We start from the raw sequence: 19,649 nt of genomic DNA, 5'->3' as shown, positions 1-19,649 counted from the left end.
CCAGGGGCGCGGGGAACTGCGCGACCAGCCCCCACCGGCCCGCAGCCAAAGACGCGCCTAGTACGACTTCTTCGTCTTGCTGATCTCGACCCAGTCGAACACCGCATCGCACTGATTCCCCTGCTCACAGGAGAACTTGATCGTGTTCGACCCCTGCTTGAGGTTGACCTGGGTCCACGTGTACTGCCAGTTGTTCTCCAGGTTCGGGTCGGTCGACCCCCTGAAGTTCTTCAGACCTATCGGCTGCGCGTTCGGCTTGCCATTCACCGTCACCGTCGCGTTCGCGTCCTTCGCCGGGATGGCGAACCGCACGTACAGGTAGTACGAACCGGACGACGGCAGATCCGCCTGCCACGTCAGCGACGCACCGGGCTGGTTGAAGCCACTGACGTACGCGCCATCCGTACCCTGCGCACCCTTGACGTCCTTGGCCAGCACCGCTCCCCCACCCAGCTTCAGCGTCGCCGCGTCCTGCTTGGGGAGCTCCGCCACCGGGGCGGACGGGGAGTCGGAGGGCTTGGTCGACGGCTGCTGCGAGGTACCCGTGGAGCCGCCGCCCGCCGGCTTGCCCGCGTCGTCGTCCTTCTTGCTGTCGCCGTTGCTGAGCAGCGCCACGCCGATGCCGATGACGACCGCCGCGACCACCGCGACCGCGCCGATCAGCAGGCCCTTGGTGTTGGGGCCACGGCTGCCGCGCCCGCCGCCGCCGTCGGCCGGGGGCCCGGGCCGGTTGGGGGCGCCGCCGTAGGTCTCGGGCGCCGCGTACTGGGCGGTGGGCTGCCCGTACTGCTGCTGCCCGTACTGCTGCGGCTGCTGTCCGTAAGGAGCCTGCGGCGGCTGGCCGTACTGCTGCTGCGGAACCTGCCCGTACTGGCGCTCGCCGACCGTCCGCACCTGGTTGTACGAGGTTCTGGGCACGCCGGGCTGGTGCGGGGCACTCGGGCCCGGGTAGCCGTAGCCACCGGAGCGGGGCGGGGTGGCGCCGGAGGCCTGACCGTCCTCGTACAGATAGCCGAACGGATCGTCGTCCTCGGGCGTGCTCGCGCCGTTGTTGCCGGGCGTCATCCGGGGTCACTCCTCACTGTTCGCCAGCCGTCGCCGACCGGCCGAGCCTACCCCGAACGACTGACACCATGGCTGCGACCTCGCCCCGGAGCCCGGGAACCGGCCGGGGCGCACGGGAGCGGGCAGCGCCTATCCGGCCCGCCGGTGGACCTTCGCGCGCGACCGCTTCTCGATGTACATCCGCTGGTCGGCGGAGCGCAGGACCTCTTCGACGGACATCCCGCAGCTGGCCCAGCCGATGCCGAAACTCGCCCCCACCCGGACCGCCCGGCCGTCCACCCGGATCGGCGGGATGATCGCGTTGCGCAGCCGGACCGCGAGGTCGGCCGCGTCGGCCGCGCCCAGGCCGTCGGCGAGGACGACGAACTCGTCGCCGCCGAGCCGGGCGACCGTGTCCCCGTCCCGTACGCCGGTGGTGAGCCGACGGGCGACCTCGATGAGGACGGCGTCGCCGGTGTTGTGGCCGAACCGGTCGTTGATCGACTTGAAGCCGTCGAGGTCGCAGAAGAGGACCGCGAGCCCCTTGGTGCCGTCGTCGACGTCGCCCTCGGGGGCGGTCATGTGCACGTGGTGGTCGAAGGGGCCGCCGCCCGGCACCGGGTCGAAGTCGAAGCCGCCGGGGGCGCAGACCGCGTGGCCCGGAGTCTCGCCGCGCCCGTCGTGCGCCGCTCCGTACGCCGCGTCCAGCGCCTCCACGGCGCTCGCGCCCACCGCGTACGGCCGCTGACAGAGCCGGGCGGAGAGCCGGGCGCGCAGCTCGGCGCTGTTGGGCAGGCCGGTGAGCGAGTCGTGCGAGGCGCGGTGGGCGAGCTGGAGCTCGTGCCGCTTGCGCTCCTCTATGTCTTCGACATGGGTGAGCAGAAAACGGGGACCGTCGGCGGTATCGGCGACGACGGAGTTGCGCAGCGATACCCAGACGTACGAGTTGTCGCGCCGCCCTAGCCGCAGCTCGGCGCGGCCGCCCTCGGCCGAGGTGCGCAGCAGGAGCCCGATGTCCTCGGGGTGGACGAGGTCCGCGAACGAGTAGCGCCGCATCACGGCGGCGGGCCTGCCGAGCAGCCGGCAGAGCGCGTCATTGGTGCGCAGCAGGCGTCCGTGCTGGTCACCGCCCATTTCGGCGATGGCCATGCCGGACGGCGCGTACTCGAAGGCCTGCCGAAAGCTCTCCTCGCTGGCCCGCAGCGCCTGCTGCTCCCGCTCCAGGCGGACGAGCGCGCGCTGCATGTTTGCGCGAAGCCGGGCGTTGCTGATCGCAATGGCGGACTGGGAGGCGTACATCTGGAGCGCTTCGCGCCCCCACGCGCCGGGGCGCCGCCCGTTGCGCGGCTTGTCGACGGAAATGACGCCGAGGAGCTCCCGTCCGCCGCCCGAGGCGTACATCGGCGCGTAGAGGCGGTCCTGGGGGTGCCACTCGTCCTCGAAGCGCGGCTCGGGCCCTTCGGTGTACCACTGCGGGACGTCGTCCTCCAGGAGCACCCAGCCCTCGGTGTGCGGGATGAACCGCAGGTCGCCCCAGCCCTCGCCCATGGTGAGCCGCCGCTCCCAGGAGGCGCGGGAGCCGACACGGCCGGTGATCAGAGCCTCGGCGGCGGCGTTCCCGGCGAAGGCGGCGACGACGAGATCGCCGTCGGGCCGTACGAGATTGACGCAGGCCAGCTCATAGCCGAGCCCGGCGATGACGCCGTCGGCGACGGTCTGCAGCGTGTCCGCCAGGCTGCGGGCCGTGTTCAGGTCGGTGACCACCTGATGCAGCTGCCGCAGGGTCGCAAGACGGACGTACGGCTCCGACTCGGTCTCCATTGCTCGCTCTCCCCGAGACCTCGACAGCAACTCCAGGATCCTGATTCGGCGCGCTTCTTCTCCGGCTTCCGGCCCGGCTTACGGCTTCCCCGTGGGCGCTTTTCGTGCAGCGTCCCCGTCACTGAATCACAGCGAGCTGCCCACTCGGTACACAGGGTCAACAATTACTGCGCTCTGTGACTCAAGTCACACGGGGTGATGATAGGCGGCGCGCAGGGGGTGGGAGCGCTCCGCAGAATTCCGGAATGCAAACAGGCATTAATGCCGGTTTTTTGGGGCGGAGTGGGGGTGGCCCGGGCGGCGGAGTTTGCACTGTACGCGGTGCGGCCGGATGGACCCACTCGTTCTCGGTCCTAGGACCTTTCTGGTCCCAGGGTCCGATGTGCGGCGTTGACCCGGAGACTAGCGTTCTGTGCGTGTTGCAGACAGACGTTCTCCGTGCTCTTCCGCCCCTGCCGTCGCAGAACCCCCATGCTGAGGGGGTGAGCAATGACGAATTCCGCGCCGCGATGTCCCGGCTGGCGGGCGGGGTGGTGCTGGTGACCGCCCACGACGAGGACGCCGGCCCGCGCGGTGAGGACGTCGGCATGACGGCCACGGCGTTCCTGTCCGTCTCCATCGACCCGCCCCTGGTCCTGGTGAGCGTACGCAACGGCTCCCGCATGGACGACCTGCTCGCCGAGCAGCCCCTGTGGGCGGTCTCGGTCCTCTCGGAGAGCCAGCGCCACGTGGCGGGCCGCTTCGCGATGAAGGGCCGCATCAGCGACCGCCTGCTCTTCGACGACATCCCCTACAAGAGGGGTCCGCTGAGCGGCGCCCCTCTGGTGGGTGGGGCTCTCTCGACGCTGGAGTGCCGGACGGAGCAGCGGGTGGAGGCGGGGGACCACACGCTGGTGATCGCGCGGGTGCTGGGGGTGGAGCTGCCCAGTGCGGAGGGCGGCCCGCTGACGTATTTCCGGGGCCGGTACAGGCAACTGGGCTGAGCGGGCCCCACCCCGCCCCTTCCCTAAACCCTCCGGGGGAGAGGGGGCGAAAGGTGGGTTTCCCCGGGCGGGGCCTGCGGCCCCTGCACCCCGCTCCGTTCGTCTGCGGGCCGGTGGGGGCTGGTCGCGCAGTTCCCCGCGCCCCTAGAAGCGGATGCCGCGCAGCGGCATTTAAGGGGCGCGGGGAACTGCGCGAGCAACCCACCACGGTCCGCAGACGAAATCCGGCCCCAGAAGGGGCGCGGGGAACTGCGCGACCGGCCACATGCGGCCCGCAGACAAAAGGGGACCGGGGCGCAGCCCGACCGCCTCGCCCCACTACCAGTCGCGCCCCGCGCGACCCCGCTTCGTCTCCGCCCGCGCCTTCTTCTCCCGCAACCGCCGCTCATTGATCCCGCGAGGGATCTTCGTCGCCCGCCGCGGCTTCGGCGGCGGCGCCGTCGCCTCCGCGAGCAGCGCGGCCAGCCGCACCGCCGCCGTCTCCCGGTTCCGCCACTGCGACCGGTGCTCGGAGGCCCGTACGGTCACGACCCCGCCCACCAGCCGCGAGGCCAGCCGCTCCAGCGCCCGCGCCTTCCAGACCTCCGGCAGCGCCTCCGTACGGCCCAGGTCGAACCGGAGCTCCACCTGCGAGTCGCTGGTGTTGACGTGCTGCCCGCCGGGCCCGGAGGACCGCGAGAAACGCCACATGAGCTCGGCCTCCGGAAGGGAGACGGAGCCGCGGATGAAGTAAGGCCCGGACATGCGCTCCATGGTCCCTTGCGCGAGGGACGCCGTCACCCTCTTTTGCGTACACCCGTTTGCGCACCCCGCTCACACCCCGGGCAAAGAAAGTAAAGCGAACTGGAACCCGCCCTCCCCTGCCGACGTTATGAGGGGTGACGGTAGCTTCGGGAACGGCCGTAGCCCGCACATCACGATGAAGGGGACTTCCCATGGCTGTAAGCCTGTCCAAGGGCGGCAACGTCTCGCTCACCAAGGAGGCCCCGGGCCTGACCGCCGTCACGGTGGGCCTCGGCTGGGACGTCCGCACGACCACCGGCACCGACTTCGACCTCGACGCCTCCGCGATCGCGGTCAACCCGGCGGGCAAGGTCTACTCGGACGCCCACTTCGTCTTCTTCAACAACAAGTCGACCCCGGACCAGACCATCGTCCACACCGGTGACAACGTCACGGGCCAGGGCGAGGGCGACGACGAGCAGATCAACGTCAACCTGGCGGGCCTCCCCGCCGACGTCGACAAGATCGTCTTCCCGGTCTCCATCTACGACGCGGAGAACCGCTCGCAGAACTTCGGCCAGGTCCGCAACGCGTTCATCCGCATCATCAACCAGGCCGGCGGCGCCGAGATCGCCCGCTACGACCTGAGCGAGGACGCCGCCACCGAGACCGCGATGGTCTTCGGCGAGCTGTACCGCAACGGCGCGGAGTGGAAGTTCCGCGCGGTCGGCCAGGGCTACGCCTCGGGCCTGGTCGGCATCGCCCAGGACTTCGGCGTCAACGTCTGAGTCCCCGGCACCGCCAAGCCCACCCGAAGCCCCCGGCGCACAAGCGCCGGGGGCTTCGGCGTGCCCGCACGAGCACACCCCCCGGTTCGCGCCAACTCGCCCGCCCCGCAGGCCGGTTCGCATCGCTTATCGGACAGCCCGCACCCCCTGACGGACACATTCCAGTCAAATAGTTGTCGGTACCCTGTCAAAAAGTAGCCATCTGCTGGCACGCTCACCCCACGCACCACATGCCCGGGCACCACCCACTCGCACCACCCCCCACCGCGCACCCCCACCGCGCAACGGATCGAGTGAAGGAGAACCCCTCAGTGAGAACTTCCCTGCGTGCCGCCGCTCTTGCCGCCACCGCCGCCATGGTCGTCGTCGGCGTCCAGTCCGGCACCAGTGCCGGGGCCGCCGACCGCGAGGCGGGCGCGAGCGCCCGCGTGCTCGGTGTGGCCGAGCGCGCCGGCGCCCTCCAGGAGGCCCAGGCCGCCGCCCCCGCCGCCGCCCGCCAGATCGGGCTCGGCGCCAAGGAGGCGCTCGTCGTACGCGATGTCATCAAGGACGTGGACGGCACCGTCCACACGCGGTACGAGCGCACGTACGACGGTCTGCCCGTCCTCGGCGGCGACCTCGTCGTCCACGCCAAGAAGGACGGCGGCCTGAAGGGCGTCAGCAAGAGCACCGAGGCCCGCATATCCGTCGCCACCTCCGGCGTCTCGCTCAAGGCCGCACCCGCCCACGCCCGCAAGGTCGTCTGGGCCGCCGGCGGCACGCCCGTCCTGGCGTACGAGGCCGTCCTCAAGGGGACCCAGCACGACGGCACCCCCAGCGAGCGCCACGTCATCACCGACGCCGCGACCGGGGCCGAGCTCTACTCGTACGAGGCCATCGACACCGGGACCGGCACCAGCGAGTACTCGGGCAAGGTCACCCTCGGGACGACCAAGTCCGGCTCCACGTACAGCCTGACCGACGCCGGCCGCGGCGGGCACAAGACGTACGACCTCAAGCACGGCTCCTCCGGCACCGGCACCCTCTTCACCAAGGCCACCGACGTCTGGGGCGACGGCACCCCGCAGAACCGCGAGACCGCCGGCGTCGACGCGCACTACGGCGCCGCCGTGACCTGGGACTTCTACAAGGCCGAGCTCAACCGCAGCGGCATCCGCGGCGACGGCAAGGCCGCGTACTCCCGCGTCCACTACGGCAACGCGTACGTCAACGCGTTCTGGGACGACAGCTGCTTCTGCATGACGTACGGCGACGGCGCCAACAACCTCAAGCCGCTCACCTCGCTCGACGTCGCGGGCCACGAGATGAGCCACGGCCTCACCGCCGCCACCGCCAAGCTCAACTACAGCAAGGAGTCCGGCGGCCTCAACGAGGGCACCAGCGACATCTTCGGCACGTCGGTGGAGTTCTTCGCGAACAACGCCAGCGACCCCGGTGACTACCTCATCGGCGAGAAGATCGACATCCGTGGCAACGGCACCCCGCTGCGGTACATGGACAAGCCGAGCAAGGACGGCCAGTCGGCCGACTACTGGTCGAGCACGGTCGGCAACAAGGACGTGCACTACTCGTCCGGCGTCGCCAACCACTTCTTCTACCTGCTGTCCGAGGGCAGCGGCGCGAAGGTCGTCAACGGCGTCAGCTACAACTCCCCGACGTACGACGGCTCCAAGGTCACCGGCATCGGGCGGACCAAGGCGTACAAGATCTGGTACAAGGCCCTGTCCACGTACATGACGTCGACGACCAACTACGCGAAGGCGCGCACCACGACCCTGCAGGCCGCGGCCGACCTGTACGGGGCGAGCAGCACCGAGTACAAGACGGTGGCGGCGGCCTGGACCGCCGTCAACGTGAAGTAACCGTCCAAGTGACTTGGCTCTACGGGGACTTGGGCTTGCCGTCCCCGTAGAGCCAGGTGTCCCACAGATCCGTCAGGTCCTCGCCGGACTCCTCCTCCACGAACCGGGTGAAGTCCTCGGTGGAGGCGTTCGCGTGCCGGTGCTCCTTCGTCCAGCCCTGCACGATGTCGTAGAACGCGTCGTCCCCGACGGCCCGGCGGATCTTGTGGACCACCATCGCACCGCGCTGGTAGACCGGATCGTGCGAGATCTCGGCGGCCGACGGCGGCTCGGCGGGCGGGAACGCCCAGAGTTCGGCGTCGGCCGCCTTCGCGTACTCCTCGTCGAAGTGCGCCTGCGCCGACCTGCCGCCGTGGTCCTCGCCCCAGAGCCACTCCGCGTACTGCGCGAAGCCCTCGTTGAGCCACATGTCCTTCCACCGCTTCGGCGTGACCGAGTCCCCGAACCACTGGTGGGAGAGCTCGTGGACGAGGGTCTCGGTGTCGAGCTGGTCGGCGGGGATCACCGGGCGGTTCTGGGTCTCCAGGGCGTACTCGGCGGAGCCCTCGGGGGCGACGATCACACCCGTGGAGGAGAAGGGGTACGGCCCGAAGTTCTCCTTCGCCCACTCGACGATCTCCGGGAGCTGGGCCACGACACCGGCGGTCTCTTTCTGTGCGGCCGGGTCAACTGCCGTATAGACAGGAAGTCCTGACGGTGTCCTGGATTCCTTGACGTCGTACTTGCCGATCGCCGCCGTCGCCAGATAGCTCGCCATCGGCTCGCCGGTGTGCCAGGTGAAGGTGGTGCGCCCGCCCGCCGTGACCGTCGACTTCAGCTCGCCGTTGGAGACCGCCTTCAGCCCGGCGGGCACGGTGATCTTCATGTCGTACGTGGCCTTGTCGCCGGGGTGGTTGTTGGAGGGGAACCACGCCATCGACCCGGCGGGCTCGCCGAGCGCGAGCGCGCCGTCGGCGGTCCGCAGCCAGCCCTCGCGCGAGTCGTCCTGGTCGGTGAGGGTCTTCGGGGTCCCGGAGTAGGCCACGCTCGTACGGAACCGGGCGCCCTTCTCGATGTCGTCCGCCGGGCGCAGGGTCAGCTCGTCGCCCGCCCGGTTGGCGTCCGCGCGCTCGCCGCCGACCGTCGCGGAGGTCACGTCCATCCCCGCGAAGTCGAGGTTGAAGGCGCTGAGGTCGCGGGTGGCGCGGGCGTCGAGGGTGACGCTGCCGGTGAGGTGGCCCAGGGCCGGGTCGTAGTCGAGGGCGATGCTGTAGTGCTCGACGTCGTAGCCGCCGTTGCCCAGCTTGGGGAAGAGCCCGTCCCGCACCCCCGCCGCCCCCGGCTTGCCCTCGACGCCGCCGGTGCAGCCGCCGAGGGCGAGCAGGACGGCCGAGGGGAGGACGAGCCGGCGTATCGCGCTGCGGTGATCCACAGGGCGATCCTACGGGCGGGGCGCACGGGAGGCGTGGGGATGCGGGGGCGGGGCCGGAAACGGCTGCTTCGCCGGGGCCGCCACGCCCGGGCACGGGTGGTGCTCGGCCGGCGCCGCCGCACCGGGGCACGGCGGGGCCGGACCCCGGGCGCGGGCGCTACTTCGCCAGCGCCGCCACGCCCGCCTGGGCGAACTTCTCGTCGAGGTCGCCGCTCGGGGCCCCGGCGACGCCGATGCCCGCGATCGGGGCGCCCTGGGCCTGCACGGGCGCGCCGCCCGCGAGGAAGAGGGTGCCGGGGATGTCCTTGAGGTTGGGCGCCTGGGCGAGGCGGCCGGCCAGCACGGACGTGGTGGCGTTCCAGGAGACGGCGGTGAACGCCTTGCGCTCGGCCGACTCGTACGACTGCGGGCCCGCGCCGTCGCCGCGCAGGGTGACCACGGTGTTGCCGTTGCGGTCGACGACGGCGACCGAGACGCGCTGGTTCTCCTTGCGGGCGGCGTCCAGGGCGGCGGTGGCGGCCTTGGTCGCGGCGGCGACGGTGAGGTGGGTGGAGGTGGTGAGGTTGCGCTGGGAGGCGTCCGCCTGCTGGGCGGCGGGCTTGGCGGGGGCTGCCGCGCTGGCGCCGACCGCGCCGAAGGTGCCGGCGGCGAGGGCGGCCGCGGCGACGGCGCCGATGACGATCTTCTTGGTGCGGCGGGTGGCCGTGGGGCGGTGCGTGTTCGTGTCCATGACTCGATCGTGGGCCCGGCCGCGCCCCCGTACGGTCGGCGCACCGGCTGCTCCCCGCGCCCGGACCGGCGGACCCGCCCGTCATCCGATCGGCTGATGCGGGGGTGGCCGAACCGGGTGAGGATGAGTACGGAGACGTACGTACGCGCAGGTCAGGAGCCGGGCAGTGGAGGCGGACGAGGCGGACCAGACGGGGTCGGAACGGCCCGCGGGGCGGCGCGCGGCGGATACCGGGGCAGTCGGGTCTGCCGAGCCGCTCGCGGCGGAGACCGCGTCCGCGCTTCCCGGCGACCCGTCCCCGGCGGAGATTGCCGCGCAGCGGCACCTGAAGGGGCGCGGGGCTGTGACATCTGCGGCTCCGCCGCGCGGGCGCGACCAGCCACATGCGGCCCGCAGACAAAAGGGGACCGGGGCGCAGGGGCCGCAGGCCCCGCAAACGGGGTCCGGGGGCACAGCCCCCGGGAGGCGGCTCGCCGAACGTCCCGCGTCCGAGACCAGGGCGGGGCTCCCCGGTGAGCGACCCCCGGCCGATGAGCGGTGGCTGCCCGTCGTGATGCACGCCGCCTTCTTCCTGCTGCTCGGCGCCTCGCTCGCGCGGTTCCTGATCCGCCACCCCGGCGACGGCCGCACCCCGTGGATCGTGGCGCTCTCGACCGCCCTCGCCCTGCTGTACGTCCTCGGCCCCGCCCTGGGATCACGGCCGACGCCCCGGCGGCTCGGCTGGCTCGGGGTGGTGGTGGCGGTGTGGATGGTGCTCGTGGTGCTCGCGCCGAGCTTCGCGTGGTGCGCGGTGCCGCTGTTCTACACCGGGCTGCGGACCCTGCCGACGCGGGCCGCGCTGGTGCTCGTGGCCCTGCTGACCGCGTTCGTGGTGGCCGCGCAGCTGATGCTGGCCGAGGGGGTCGACCCGAACCTGGTGGTCGCGCCGCCCGCCGTCGCGGCCGTCGCCACCGCCGTCTTCGTCCATATGCAGCGCCAGGCGGACCGGCAGCGCCACCTCATCGACGACCTGCTCCGCACCCGGCGCGAACTGGCCGCCACCGAGCGGCGCGAGGGCACGCTCGCGGAGCGCCAGCGCCTCTCCATGGAGATCCACGACACGCTCGCGCAGGGCCTGTCCAGCCAGCAGATGCTGCTCCAGGCGTCCGAGCGGGTGTGGGAGTCCGACCCGGCGGCGGCCCGCCGCCACGTCCGTACGGCCGAGTCGATCGCGGAGCGCAACCTCGCCGAGGCCCGCCGCTTCGTCCACGACCTCGCGCCCGCGGAGCTGGCGGCGGGCGGCAGCCTCCCGGAGGCCCTGCGGGCGCTGGCGGCGCGGGCGGCCGCCGAGTCGTCCCTGGAGGTACGGCTGCACGTCGACGGGGTGCCCGTCGCCCTCCCCGACCGGGTCGAGTCGGCGCTGCTGCGGATCGCGCAGGGGGCGCTCGCGAACGTACGCGAGCACGCCGGAGCGCGCACGGCGGCGCTCACCCTCACCTATCTGGGCGACCAGATCGTCCTTGACGTCGCGGACGACGGGCGCGGGTTCGCGGGCGCGGGCGCGGAGCCCCAGGGCGGCCGGGGCCACGGGCTGCCCGCGATGCGGGCGCGGGTGCGGCAGCTCGGGGGGACGCTGACGGTGGAGTCGGCGCCGGGGGAAGGCGCGGTGCTGTCGGCGGCGATTCCGCTGGATCCGTTGGAGGGAGTCCGATGAAGGGAGTCCGATGAAGGTGCTGTTGTGCGACGACCACGCGGTCGTACGGGCCGGACTGCTCGCGCTGCTCAGCAGCGAGCCCGACATCGAGGTGGTCGGGGAGGCGGGCACCGGCGAGGAGGCGGTCGCGGCGACGGCCAAGGTGCGCCCCGACGTCGTCCTCATGGACCTCCAGCTCGGCCCGGGCATCGACGGGGTCGAGGCGACGCGCCGGATCGCGGGGACGGGGGTGCGGGTGCTCGTCCTGACCACGTACGACACGGACGCGGACATCACGCGGGCGATCGCGGCCGGGGCGACGGGGTACCTGCTGAAGGCGGAGCGCCCGGAGGAGCTGTTCGCGGCGATCCGCGCGGCCGCCCAGGGCCGCACCGCCCTGTCGCCCCCCGTGGCGAGCCGGGTCATGGAACGCATGCGGGGCACGGGCCGCCCCTCCCTCACCGACCGCGAACTGGACATCCTGGCGCAGCTGTCCCGGGGCCTGGGCAACCGCGAGATCGCGCGGGCGCTGTTCATCAGCGAGGCGACGGTGAAGACGCATCTGGGCCGGATCTACGAGAAGTTGGGGGTGGAGACGCGGGCGGGGGCGGTGGCGGAGGGGAAGGAACGACGTCTGCTGCCGTGAGGGTGTCTCCCGGGGCTACGCCCCCGGTCCCCGTTCGTCTGCGGACCGTGCTGGGTTGCTCGCGCAGTTCCCCGCGCCCCTAAAAGCGGGGATTGCCGCGCAGCGGCACTTAAGGGGCGCGGGGAACTGCGCGACCAGTTGGGGACGGCCCGCAGACGAAGAACCAGGCCGCCCGGCCGAGGGCTTTCGGGAAGGGGCGGGGTGGGGGAAAGCCCGGGGCGCAGCCCCGATCGCAGAGCCCGGGGGCTCAGGAAGAGCGCCCCGCCCCCGCCGTGGGACCATCGGAGCGTGCTCGACATCGGCTACTCCCTCTCCAACCGCTTCCCCGACCCCCCACAGACCGACTACCGCCGCGCAGACGTACACGCCCTCCGCCACGACCTCTTCTGCGGAGACGTCTATCTCGCCGACACCAAGGCGGACCGCGAGGTATCCACAGCCTGGGGATGGGTGCCGGTGCTCGACTTCGCGTGGGCGCTCTGCGACACCGTGGAGGCGCTCGACCGCGACCCCCGCGGCAGCCGCTCCTCCCGGAGCCAGTACGCCGAGATCGACTTCACCGAGTCCACCGACCGCATGCTCTTCGAGCGCCGGTTCGGCTGGGTGGACGTCGAGGCCGACTGGATGCCCGGCGACGAGCCGCCGCTCACCTTCAGCCACCGGCTCCTGCGCCGCGAGGCCCGCGACTTCCTGCACGACGTGATCGCCGACCTCAGCGACATGCACGAAGACCTCGCCGAGAACCCGGTCATCTGGACGATCCAGTCCCGCTTCCCCCGCTTGACGGACTGAAAGGGGGACGGGGCCAGCGACCCCGGGGGAATCCGGCCCCCGGGGCAGTCGAGGCGGGCACCCCCGCCTCGCACCACCACCCGCACCCCCGCCTCACGCCACCACCCGCACCCCCACCTGCGCCGCGAACGCCGGCGCCAGGTCCACCAGCTGGGACGGCGTGATCACCGCTCCCGCCAGGCGGTCCACGCCCCGGGCGATGTCCAGGAGGGCCGCGCCCCGCAGGTCCACGTCCTTCATGCGGGCCCCCGTGAAGTCCGCCCCGCGCAGCTCGCAGCCCGCGAACGCCACCCGGTCCAGGCGGGCCGCCGAGAAGTCCGGCTCGGCCAGGACGCAGTTCTCGAAGACCACGTCACGTAGATCCGTATCGCGCAGATTGAGGTAGTCGATCTTGCCGCCGCGGATCAGGACCCGCTCCAGGACCGCGCCGTGGAGCTGCACGCCGCCCATGCGCACGTCGTGGATCTCCACGTCGCGCAGGGACGCGCGCGACAGGTCCGTGCCCACGCCCCGTACGCCCGAGAGCACCGTGTCGATGAAACGGGCGCCGGGCAGGCGGGTCTCGTCCAGCGCGCAGCCGTACACCCCGCAGTCCATGAAGCGGGCGCCGGTGCCCTCCTGGCCCGACAGGTCCAGGTTCCGGAACTCCAGGCCGTCGTAGTCGCCCTCCGGTTCCAGTTCCGCCGGACCGTGCGGTGCCAGCGGGGGCAGCCGCACCTCAGGACGCCGTACCGCCGTCACTTCCCTCGCCCTCTTCGCCATGACTCCATGCTGGACCACGCCACTGACAACCGCCCCACCCCTACCTGTCACATTCCACCCTCCTCACACCGTCTCTAAAGGTGAGTGCCCGTACAGCGACAGGAGAGCAGCATGGACCGGATCACCGTCATCGGCGGCGGCCTCGCCGGGCTCACCGCGGCCATCACCGCCGCCGAGTCCGGCGCCCGGGTGAACCTGTACGAGTCGCACCACACGCTGGGCGGACGCGCGCGTACCGCCGAGGGCCCGTACCTCACCAACGACGGTCCGCACGTGCTCTACAACGGGGGCCCGCACTGGGCCTGGCTCAAACGCCGAGGGCTGCTCGGGCAGGTCACTTCCGTACCGCCGCTCGAAGCCGCCAGATTCCGCTTCCACTGGGACGGCTCGCTGCGCCACACTCCGCCTCTGGCGTTGCTCAAGCTGGCCCGGCAGAGTCCGGAAACCGCCCCGGTGGACCGTGACTTCGCCTCCTGGGCGGCCGGCATCGTCGGCCCCAAGGCCGCGCGTGCCGCCGCCAACTACGCCGCCGTCGCGCTCTTCCACCACGACCCGGGCTCGCTCTCCGCCGCGTTCGTCCAGGAGCGGCTGCACCGCGCCGCAGCCCTGCCGCCCGAGGCGCGCTACCCGGTGGGCGGGTGGGGCGCGCTCGTCGACCGGATGGCCACGCGCGCGTGGGAGCTGGGGGTGCACGTGGAGACCACCGCGCGCGTGGACGCGCTCCCCGACGACCACGGGCCCGTCGTCGTCGCCACCTCCCTCGACGCCGCCCGGCGCCTGCTCGGCGACGACTCGCTGCGCTGGACCAGCGGCCGCACCGCCCTGCTCGACCTGGGGCTCAGTACGCGCCGGGGCGACCCGTTCGTCGTCTCCGACCTGGAGACACCGGGCTGGATCGAACGGTTCACCGCCGCCGGCCGCACCCTCGCCCCGGCCGGACACCAGCTGCTCCAGGCGCAGTTCCCGATCGCCCCGCACGAGTCGAAGGCCGACGGCGTCGCGCGCGGGGAGCGGCTGCTCGACGCCGCGTTCGCGGGCTGGCGCCAGCGGGTCGCCTGGCGCCGCGACGCGCTGGCGGCGGGGCGTACGGGGGCGGTGGACCTGCCCGGCACCACCTGGCGCGACCGCCCGGCGGTCGACCGCGGCCACGGCGTGTTCCTCGCGGGCGACCAGGTGGCGGCGCCGGGCGTCCTGTCGGAGGTCGCGTTCGCGAGCGGCATCGAGGCGGCGTCGCTGGCGATACGGAGCCTGAGGCTGACCCGGGCATGAGGGGACACCGAACGGGGCTTGACCTCAAGGGAACTTGAGGTCGGAGGCTGACGGCACGAGCCCGCCCATTCCCTCCCAGGAGCCCCGCCATGCACGCCATCCGCCTCCACGCCTTCGGCCCCGCCGAGAACCTCACGTACGAGAAGACCGAGGACCCCGTGCCCGGCCCCGGCCAGGTCCGGATCGCCGTCGCCGCGGCCGGGGTGCACCTGCTCGACACGGCCCTGCGCGAGGGCCTGACGGGCCCGTACCCGGCCCCGGCCGTCCTGCCCACGATCCCCGGCCGCGAGGTCGCGGGCACGGTCGACGCGCTCGGCGACGGCACGGACCCCGCCTGGCTCGGCAAGCGGGTGGTGACCCACCTGGGCATGGCCCCCGGAGGCTACGCCGAACTGGCCGTAGCCGATGCGAGCCGCCTCCACGAGATCCCGCCGGCCCTCGACCCCACCGAGGCGGTCGCGATGATCGGCACCGGCCGTACGACGCTGGGCATCCTCCAGTTCACCGACCTCGGCCCCGACTCGGTGGCCATCGTCCCGGCCGCCGCGGGCGGCATCGGCACGCTGCTGGTGCAGTACGTGAAGAACGCCGGCGGCACGGTCGTCGGCCTGGCCGGCGGCCCCGCCAAGACCGCCCGCGTCCGCGAGAACGGCGCGGACCTGGCCGTCGACTACCTGCGTCCCGACTGGCCCGACACGGTACGGGAGTTCCTCGGCGCCGACCGCCGCGCCACGGTCGTCTTCGACTCGGTCGGCGGCACCACCGGCCGCACCGCGGTCGACCTCCTCGCACCCGGCGGCCAACACCTCATCTTCGGCTGGTCGGAGGCGGGCCCGCACGACGGCGAGCCGCTGACGTTCACGGAGGAGTACCTGAAGGAGCGCGGCATCACGTCCGAGGGGGTCCTGGGCCCGGTGATGCTGTCCCGGACCGGGGGCCCGGACCCCCTGCGCACGCTGGAAACCCGCGCCCTGACGGAGGCCGCGACGGGCCGCCTCCGCCCGGCGGTCCAGCGCTTCCCCCTGGCGGAGGCAGCAGCGGCACACCGAGCGCTGGAGACGAGGGGGACTGTGGGGAAGGTGGTGTTGGTTCCCTGAGGTGCCTTGAGGTGCCTTGAGGTGCCTTGGGGTGCCTTGAGGGGGCGGGACACAGGTTCTCCCCCTCAATGCCGCCCGGAAACCCGGTCCGCCACCACAGCGATCCGGTCCGTCACCGCCGCGTGCGTCGAAAGCTCACGGCGGTCCGCCGCCCGGTACGCCGCGTACATCCCCTGCACGCCCAGCCAGCGGAAAGGTTCCGGCTCCCAGCGGCGGACCTTGTGGTTGACCCAGGGGAGGGTGGTCAGGTCGGTGGGGCCGGACTGGCCGGAGTCCTGTTGGACCAGGTCGCGCAGGGTGCGGGCCGCCAGGTTGGCGGTGGCCACGCCCGAGCCGACGTAGCCGCCCGCCCAGCCGAGGCCCGTCGAGCGGTCCAGGGTGACGGTGGCGCACCAGTCGCGCGGCACCCCGAGCACCCCCGACCAGGCGTGCGTGACCGCGACCCCGGCGAGCTGCGGGAAGAAGCGGATCAGGATCTCGCGCAGGGCCTCGACCGTCTCCGGCTGCGTACGGCCGTCGTTGTCGGTGCGGGAGCCGAAGCGGTACGGCACGCCGCGCCCGCCGAGCGCGATCCGGTCGTCGGCGGTGCGCTGCGCGTACATGTACGCGTGCGCCATGTCGCCCAGCGTCTCGCGGCCCTCCCAGCCGATCGTCTCCCACAGGTCGGCCGGCAGCGGCTCGGTGGCGATCATCGACGAGTTCATCGGCAGCCAGGCGCGGCGCTGGCCCTTCAGGGACGCCGTGAAGCCTTCGGTGCAGCGCAGGATGTACGGGGCGCGGACCGTGCCGTACGGAGTGACCGCGTGCTTGGGACGGATCTCCGTCACCGGCGTCGACTCGTGGACGGTCACGCCCAGCGCCTCGACGGCCGTCGCCAGGCCCTTGACCAGCTTGGCGGGGTGGACGCGGGCGCCGTGCGGGGTCCAGGCGGAGCCGACGGCCCCGGCGACCCGGACCCGCTCGGCGGTCTCGCGGGCCCCGAGCAGCAGCCGGTCCTTCTCGCCGAACGCGAGCTCGGCGGCGTGGAAGTCCTTGAGGCGACCCAACTGGGCCGGTGTGTACGCCACTTCCAGCACGCCGCCCAGGTGGACGTCGGCGTCGATCCGCTCCTCCGCCGCCGCCCGTACGACCTCCTCGACCGTGTCGTTCATGGCCCGTTGGAGGCGCACGGCGGCCTCGTGACCGTGCAGCTTCGCGTACCGGTCGCGGCCCGCGATGCCGTTGTAGAGCCAGCCGCCGTTGCGGCCGGAGGCGCCGTATCCGCAGAAGCGGGCCTCCAGGACGGTGATGTTGAGGAAGGGGACGGCCTTCTTGAGGTAGTACGCCGTCCACAGCCCCGTGTAGCCGCCGCCCACGATGACGACGTCCGCCGTCGCGTCGCCGGTCAGGGGCTCGCGGGGGGCGGGGATGCCGTCCTGCGCGTACCAGAAGGAGATGCCGCCGTTGATCGTCCGCGTGCTCATGGGGCTTGTTGGTACACCGCCGGATGAGGCCTGTCCAGATGCGGAATCCGCAGGTACGGAATCCGAAGCCGGACAAAAAGGGGTCTCGCGGGACCTTCGGCCCTGCGGGTCGGGACCTTCGGCGGGTAGGGCCGTCCGGCGGGGCATTTAGCTTCGATATGAACAGGTTTGGTGCGACATCGAAACGCCATCGCCATCGACATCGTGGGAGAGCTGACTCGTATGACCGGACGGACGTCCGCACGCAAGGTCCGCCGCGCGGCGGTGGCGCTCGCCCTCGCCGGGGCGCTCGGCGTCTCGGTCGCCGCGTGCTCCTCGGGGTCCGGTTCGAGCGCGTCCGCCCCGGCCGAGCTGGAGGTGAAGGCCGCACCGCACGCGGCGACGCTCGCCAAGCTCCCGGCGAAGGCGGAGGGTGCGGAAATCGTCGTGGGCAGCCCGTCGGCCGCGCACACCGTGGCCGTGTACGAGGACCCGCGCTGCCCGTACTGCGCCAAGTTCGAGGCGTCCGGCGCGGTGCCGCTGGCGGAGCTCGCCGCGCAGGGCAAGGTCAAGATCCGCTACACGCTCGCCTCCTTCCTCGACCGCAACCTCGGCGGCGGCGGTTCGGCGCGGGCGGCGGGCGCGCTGCGGGCGTCGGTGGACGCGGGCAAGTTCGCCGAGTACCACGCGGCCCTCTTCGCCAGCCAGCCCGAGGACGAGGCCAGCGACGGCTACACCGCCGACAATCTGCTCAAGATCGCGGACAAGGTGCCCGGCCTGCGCGGCGCCGCCTTCGACAAGGCGGTGCGCGAGAACACGTACAAGAGCTGGGTGGCGTCCGCCGAGAAGGCCTTCGAGGACTCCGGCGTGAACTCCAGCCCGACCGTCCTGATCGACGGCAAGCGCCCGGCGGGCGACGGCTCGGCCATCCTCGACGCGAACGCGTTCGCGAAGGTGCTCAAGGACGCCGGTATCTCCTGACGGCCCCGCGTGCCGCCTCCGCCGGATTCCAGGGCGCGCCCCGGCCCCGTACGAGCGGGTAGCAGGCGAGCCCGACCAGTACGGACGTGAAGTGGCCCAGGTCCGTGAAGGTGCGGCCGGTCAGGAGCGGGGTCCCGTACAGGACGAGGACGCAGGCGAGGTACACGTACCGCCAGGGAGCCGCGATCCGGTACGTCAGCACGCCGACGACCCCCGCGAGGGCGTAACTCACGCCCACATCAAGGGTGTTGACGGCCGAGTGCGGGGCGACGCCGTGGCGCACCGCCCACAGCAGCGCGCCCTCGCTGAAGTAGGTCGCGAGGACGTGCGCGAGGACGACGACCGCGAGCCAGCGGAGGGTGCCGAGCCGGCGTTCGGCCTGCGCGTGGAAGACGGAGTAGAGGACGGCGTACGGGAGCCAGTGGCCGCCGTCGATCCACAGGGCGCTGGTGATCAGGACCCGGACCGGGTTGGTCGACAGCTCGTGGATGTTGGTCGAGCGCTGCCGCAGGAAGTCCTCCTCGAACTCCGGCGACATGTGGTGCAGGGCGATGGTGGTGACGAAGAGGACCGCCAGCCAGAGGTACGTGCCGGGGGCGCTGCGGACGTAACGCCATACGGCACGTGCCGCTTGCCGGGGGCCCGTCCGGAGGAATCGGCTCATGGGGCGATTCACGCACGCGGGTAGGGTCGGACGGGTGATCGACATTCCGGACGAGCTGATCGCGACGCAGACGGAGTTCAACGGCGAGGCGGGGCGCGCCTTCGTGGCCGCGCTGCCGGGCCGGGCGGAGGAGTTCCTGGGGCGCTGGGGACTTCGACTGGACGACAGGCCCGCGATGTACGGGATGTGCGCGCTGGTGCTGCCGGTGACGGCGGACGACGGCACCCCGGCGGTCCTCAAACTCCAGCTCCTCGACGAGGAGAACGCGGGCGAGGCGGCGGCGCTGCAGGTATGGGACGGGGCGGGGGCGGCACGCCTGCTGCGCGATGACGCGGAGACGGGCACGATCCTGCTTGAACGCCTGTCCTCAGACCGCCAGTTGAGTTCCACGACCTCCAGGTCGGCGGTCCTGGTGATCGCGGAACTGCTGTCCCGGCTCACGGCCGCACCGGCCCCGCCGGGGATGCGCCGGCTGGCGGACATCGCCGCCAGGATGCTGGAGGAGACGCCCCGGGCGGTACGCGAGCTCCGCGACCCGGCCGAGCGGCGGCTCCTGGAGGACTGCGCGGCGGCCGTCCGCGAGGTGGCCGCCGAGCCGGGCGACCGGCTGCTGCACTGGGACCTCCACTACGAGAACGTCCTCGCCGCCGACCGCGAGCCGTGGCTCGCCATCGACCCCAAGCCACTGGCGGGCGACCCGGGCTTCGAGCTGCTGCCCGCGCTGGTCAACCGCTTCGACGCGACGGAGGTTCGGTGGCGCTTCGACGCGATGACGGAGGTACTGGGCCTGGACCGGGCCCGGGCGCGCGCGTGGACGCTGGGGCGGGTGCTGCAGAACTGCCTCTGGGAGATCGAGGACGGGGACGGTCTGGAGAGGGAGCACGTGGAGATGTTCAGGCTGCTACGGGACTGGTGAACTTGGGGGGCGTCCGACGACCGGAACGCCCGCGACCGCTCCGCCG

At 72.4% G+C, this 19,649-nt stretch carries 18 protein-coding genes; 10 read left to right on the top strand and 8 right to left on the bottom strand.

Annotated features, from left to right (window positions below; genetic code table 11):
- Positions 1-57: 57 nt before the first annotated feature.
- Positions 58-1,065, bottom strand: coding sequence for a CBM35 domain-containing protein (locus QIY60_RS14970; RefSeq protein ID WP_283142886.1), 1,008 nt, complete (start codon positions 1,063-1,065; stop codon positions 58-60).
- A 129-nt stretch (positions 1,066-1,194) separates the two neighbouring features.
- Positions 1,195-2,865 carry a diguanylate cyclase CdgB gene (gene cdgB, locus QIY60_RS14965; protein WP_283142885.1) on the bottom strand — a complete coding sequence of 557 codons (1,671 nt, stop codon included), beginning with the start codon at positions 2,863-2,865 and terminating at the stop codon, positions 1,195-1,197.
- Positions 2,866-3,284: 419 nt separating this feature from the next.
- Between cdgB and QIY60_RS14960 the strand changes: the two genes are divergently transcribed.
- Positions 3,285-3,848, top strand: a complete 564-nt coding sequence (locus tag QIY60_RS14960) for a flavin reductase family protein (RefSeq protein WP_283145934.1) — start codon at positions 3,285-3,287, stop codon at positions 3,846-3,848.
- A gap of 318 nt (positions 3,849-4,166) precedes the next feature.
- On the opposite strand, the gene arfB is transcribed toward QIY60_RS14960, so the two are convergent.
- The gene (arfB, locus tag QIY60_RS14955) at positions 4,167-4,601 is read right to left on the bottom strand and encodes an alternative ribosome rescue aminoacyl-tRNA hydrolase ArfB (RefSeq protein WP_283145933.1); all 435 of its coding nucleotides are present in this window, start codon (positions 4,599-4,601) and stop codon (positions 4,167-4,169) included.
- A 182-nt stretch (positions 4,602-4,783) separates the two neighbouring features.
- Between arfB and QIY60_RS14950 the strand changes: the two genes are divergently transcribed.
- Together QIY60_RS14950 and QIY60_RS14945 are read left to right on the top strand one after the other, a co-directional pair.
- Positions 4,784-5,359, top strand: a complete 576-nt coding sequence (locus QIY60_RS14950; RefSeq protein WP_101388906.1) for a TerD family protein — start codon at positions 4,784-4,786, stop codon at positions 5,357-5,359.
- 356 nt (positions 5,360-5,715) lie between these two features.
- Entirely contained in the window at positions 5,716-7,221 is a 1,506-nt protein-coding gene (locus QIY60_RS14945) for a M4 family metallopeptidase (protein ID WP_283145932.1), read from the top strand.
- Positions 7,222-7,240: 19 nt separating this feature from the next.
- Here the strand turns inward: QIY60_RS14945 and QIY60_RS14940 are convergent, their stop codons facing one another.
- Both QIY60_RS14940 and QIY60_RS14935 read right to left on the bottom strand, forming a co-directional pair.
- Positions 7,241-8,632 (bottom strand): M1 family metallopeptidase, encoded by a 1,392-nt coding sequence (locus QIY60_RS14940; RefSeq protein ID WP_283142884.1) that lies wholly within the window; start codon positions 8,630-8,632, stop codon positions 7,241-7,243.
- A 157-nt stretch (positions 8,633-8,789) separates the two neighbouring features.
- The gene (locus tag QIY60_RS14935; protein ID WP_283142883.1) at positions 8,790-9,362 is read right to left on the bottom strand and encodes a heme-binding protein; all 573 of its coding nucleotides are present in this window, start codon (positions 9,360-9,362) and stop codon (positions 8,790-8,792) included.
- A 553-nt stretch (positions 9,363-9,915) separates the two neighbouring features.
- Here QIY60_RS14935 and QIY60_RS14930 point away from each other — a divergent pair.
- The 3 genes from QIY60_RS14930 (at position 9,916) to QIY60_RS14920 (ending at position 12,472) form a co-directional block, all read left to right on the top strand.
- Complete coding sequence (locus QIY60_RS14930; protein ID WP_283145931.1) at positions 9,916-11,055, top strand: sensor histidine kinase; 1,140 nt, start codon at positions 9,916-9,918, stop codon at positions 11,053-11,055.
- 10 nt (positions 11,056-11,065) lie between these two features.
- Positions 11,066-11,680, top strand: coding sequence for a response regulator transcription factor (locus QIY60_RS14925; protein ID WP_283142882.1), 615 nt, complete (start codon positions 11,066-11,068; stop codon positions 11,678-11,680).
- A 288-nt stretch (positions 11,681-11,968) separates the two neighbouring features.
- Positions 11,969-12,472, top strand: a complete 504-nt coding sequence (locus QIY60_RS14920; protein WP_283142881.1) for a hypothetical protein — start codon at positions 11,969-11,971, stop codon at positions 12,470-12,472.
- Between the two features lie 93 nt (positions 12,473-12,565).
- Here QIY60_RS14920 and QIY60_RS14915 read toward each other — a convergent pair whose 3' ends face one another.
- Entirely contained in the window at positions 12,566-13,234 is a 669-nt protein-coding gene (locus QIY60_RS14915) for a pentapeptide repeat-containing protein (protein ID WP_283142880.1), read from the bottom strand.
- A gap of 111 nt (positions 13,235-13,345) precedes the next feature.
- Here QIY60_RS14915 and QIY60_RS14910 point away from each other — a divergent pair, with 111 nt between their 5' ends.
- Together QIY60_RS14910 and QIY60_RS14905 are read left to right on the top strand one after the other, a co-directional pair.
- Positions 13,346-14,503, top strand: coding sequence for an FAD-dependent oxidoreductase (locus QIY60_RS14910; RefSeq protein ID WP_283142879.1), 1,158 nt, complete (start codon positions 13,346-13,348; stop codon positions 14,501-14,503).
- Positions 14,504-14,592: 89 nt separating this feature from the next.
- Positions 14,593-15,600 carry a zinc-binding dehydrogenase gene (locus tag QIY60_RS14905; protein ID WP_283142878.1) on the top strand — a complete coding sequence of 336 codons (1,008 nt, stop codon included), beginning with the start codon at positions 14,593-14,595 and terminating at the stop codon, positions 15,598-15,600.
- Positions 15,601-15,665: 65 nt separating this feature from the next.
- Here QIY60_RS14905 and QIY60_RS14900 read toward each other — a convergent pair whose 3' ends face one another.
- Positions 15,666-17,063: an FAD-dependent oxidoreductase gene (locus QIY60_RS14900; RefSeq protein ID WP_283142877.1), complete on the bottom strand. Its 1,398-nt coding sequence runs from the start codon at positions 17,061-17,063 to the stop codon at positions 15,666-15,668.
- A 222-nt stretch (positions 17,064-17,285) separates the two neighbouring features.
- Between QIY60_RS14900 and QIY60_RS14895 the strand changes: the two genes are divergently transcribed.
- Positions 17,286-18,023, top strand: a complete 738-nt coding sequence (locus QIY60_RS14895) for a thioredoxin domain-containing protein (protein WP_283142876.1) — start codon at positions 17,286-17,288, stop codon at positions 18,021-18,023.
- Here QIY60_RS14895 and QIY60_RS14890 read toward each other — a convergent pair.
- Positions 18,001-18,687, bottom strand: coding sequence for a rhomboid-like protein (locus QIY60_RS14890; RefSeq protein WP_283142875.1), 687 nt, complete (start codon positions 18,685-18,687; stop codon positions 18,001-18,003). The genes QIY60_RS14895 and QIY60_RS14890 overlap by 23 nt on opposite strands.
- A 34-nt stretch (positions 18,688-18,721) precedes the next feature.
- On the opposite strand from QIY60_RS14890, the gene QIY60_RS14885 reads away from it, so the two are divergent.
- The gene (locus QIY60_RS14885; RefSeq protein ID WP_283142874.1) at positions 18,722-19,603 is read left to right on the top strand and encodes an aminoglycoside phosphotransferase family protein; all 882 of its coding nucleotides are present in this window, start codon (positions 18,722-18,724) and stop codon (positions 19,601-19,603) included.
- The last annotated feature ends 46 nt before the right edge of the window (positions 19,604-19,649 follow it).

Origin of the sequence: Streptomyces sp. BPTC-684 (genome assembly GCF_030028635.1) — a bacterium.
In the GTDB taxonomy this organism is placed as follows: domain Bacteria; phylum Actinomycetota; class Actinomycetes; order Streptomycetales; family Streptomycetaceae; genus Streptomyces; species Streptomyces noboritoensis.
Note: the sequence above shows the minus strand (reverse complement) of the source record. Positions and strands in the feature narration are given on the sequence as shown.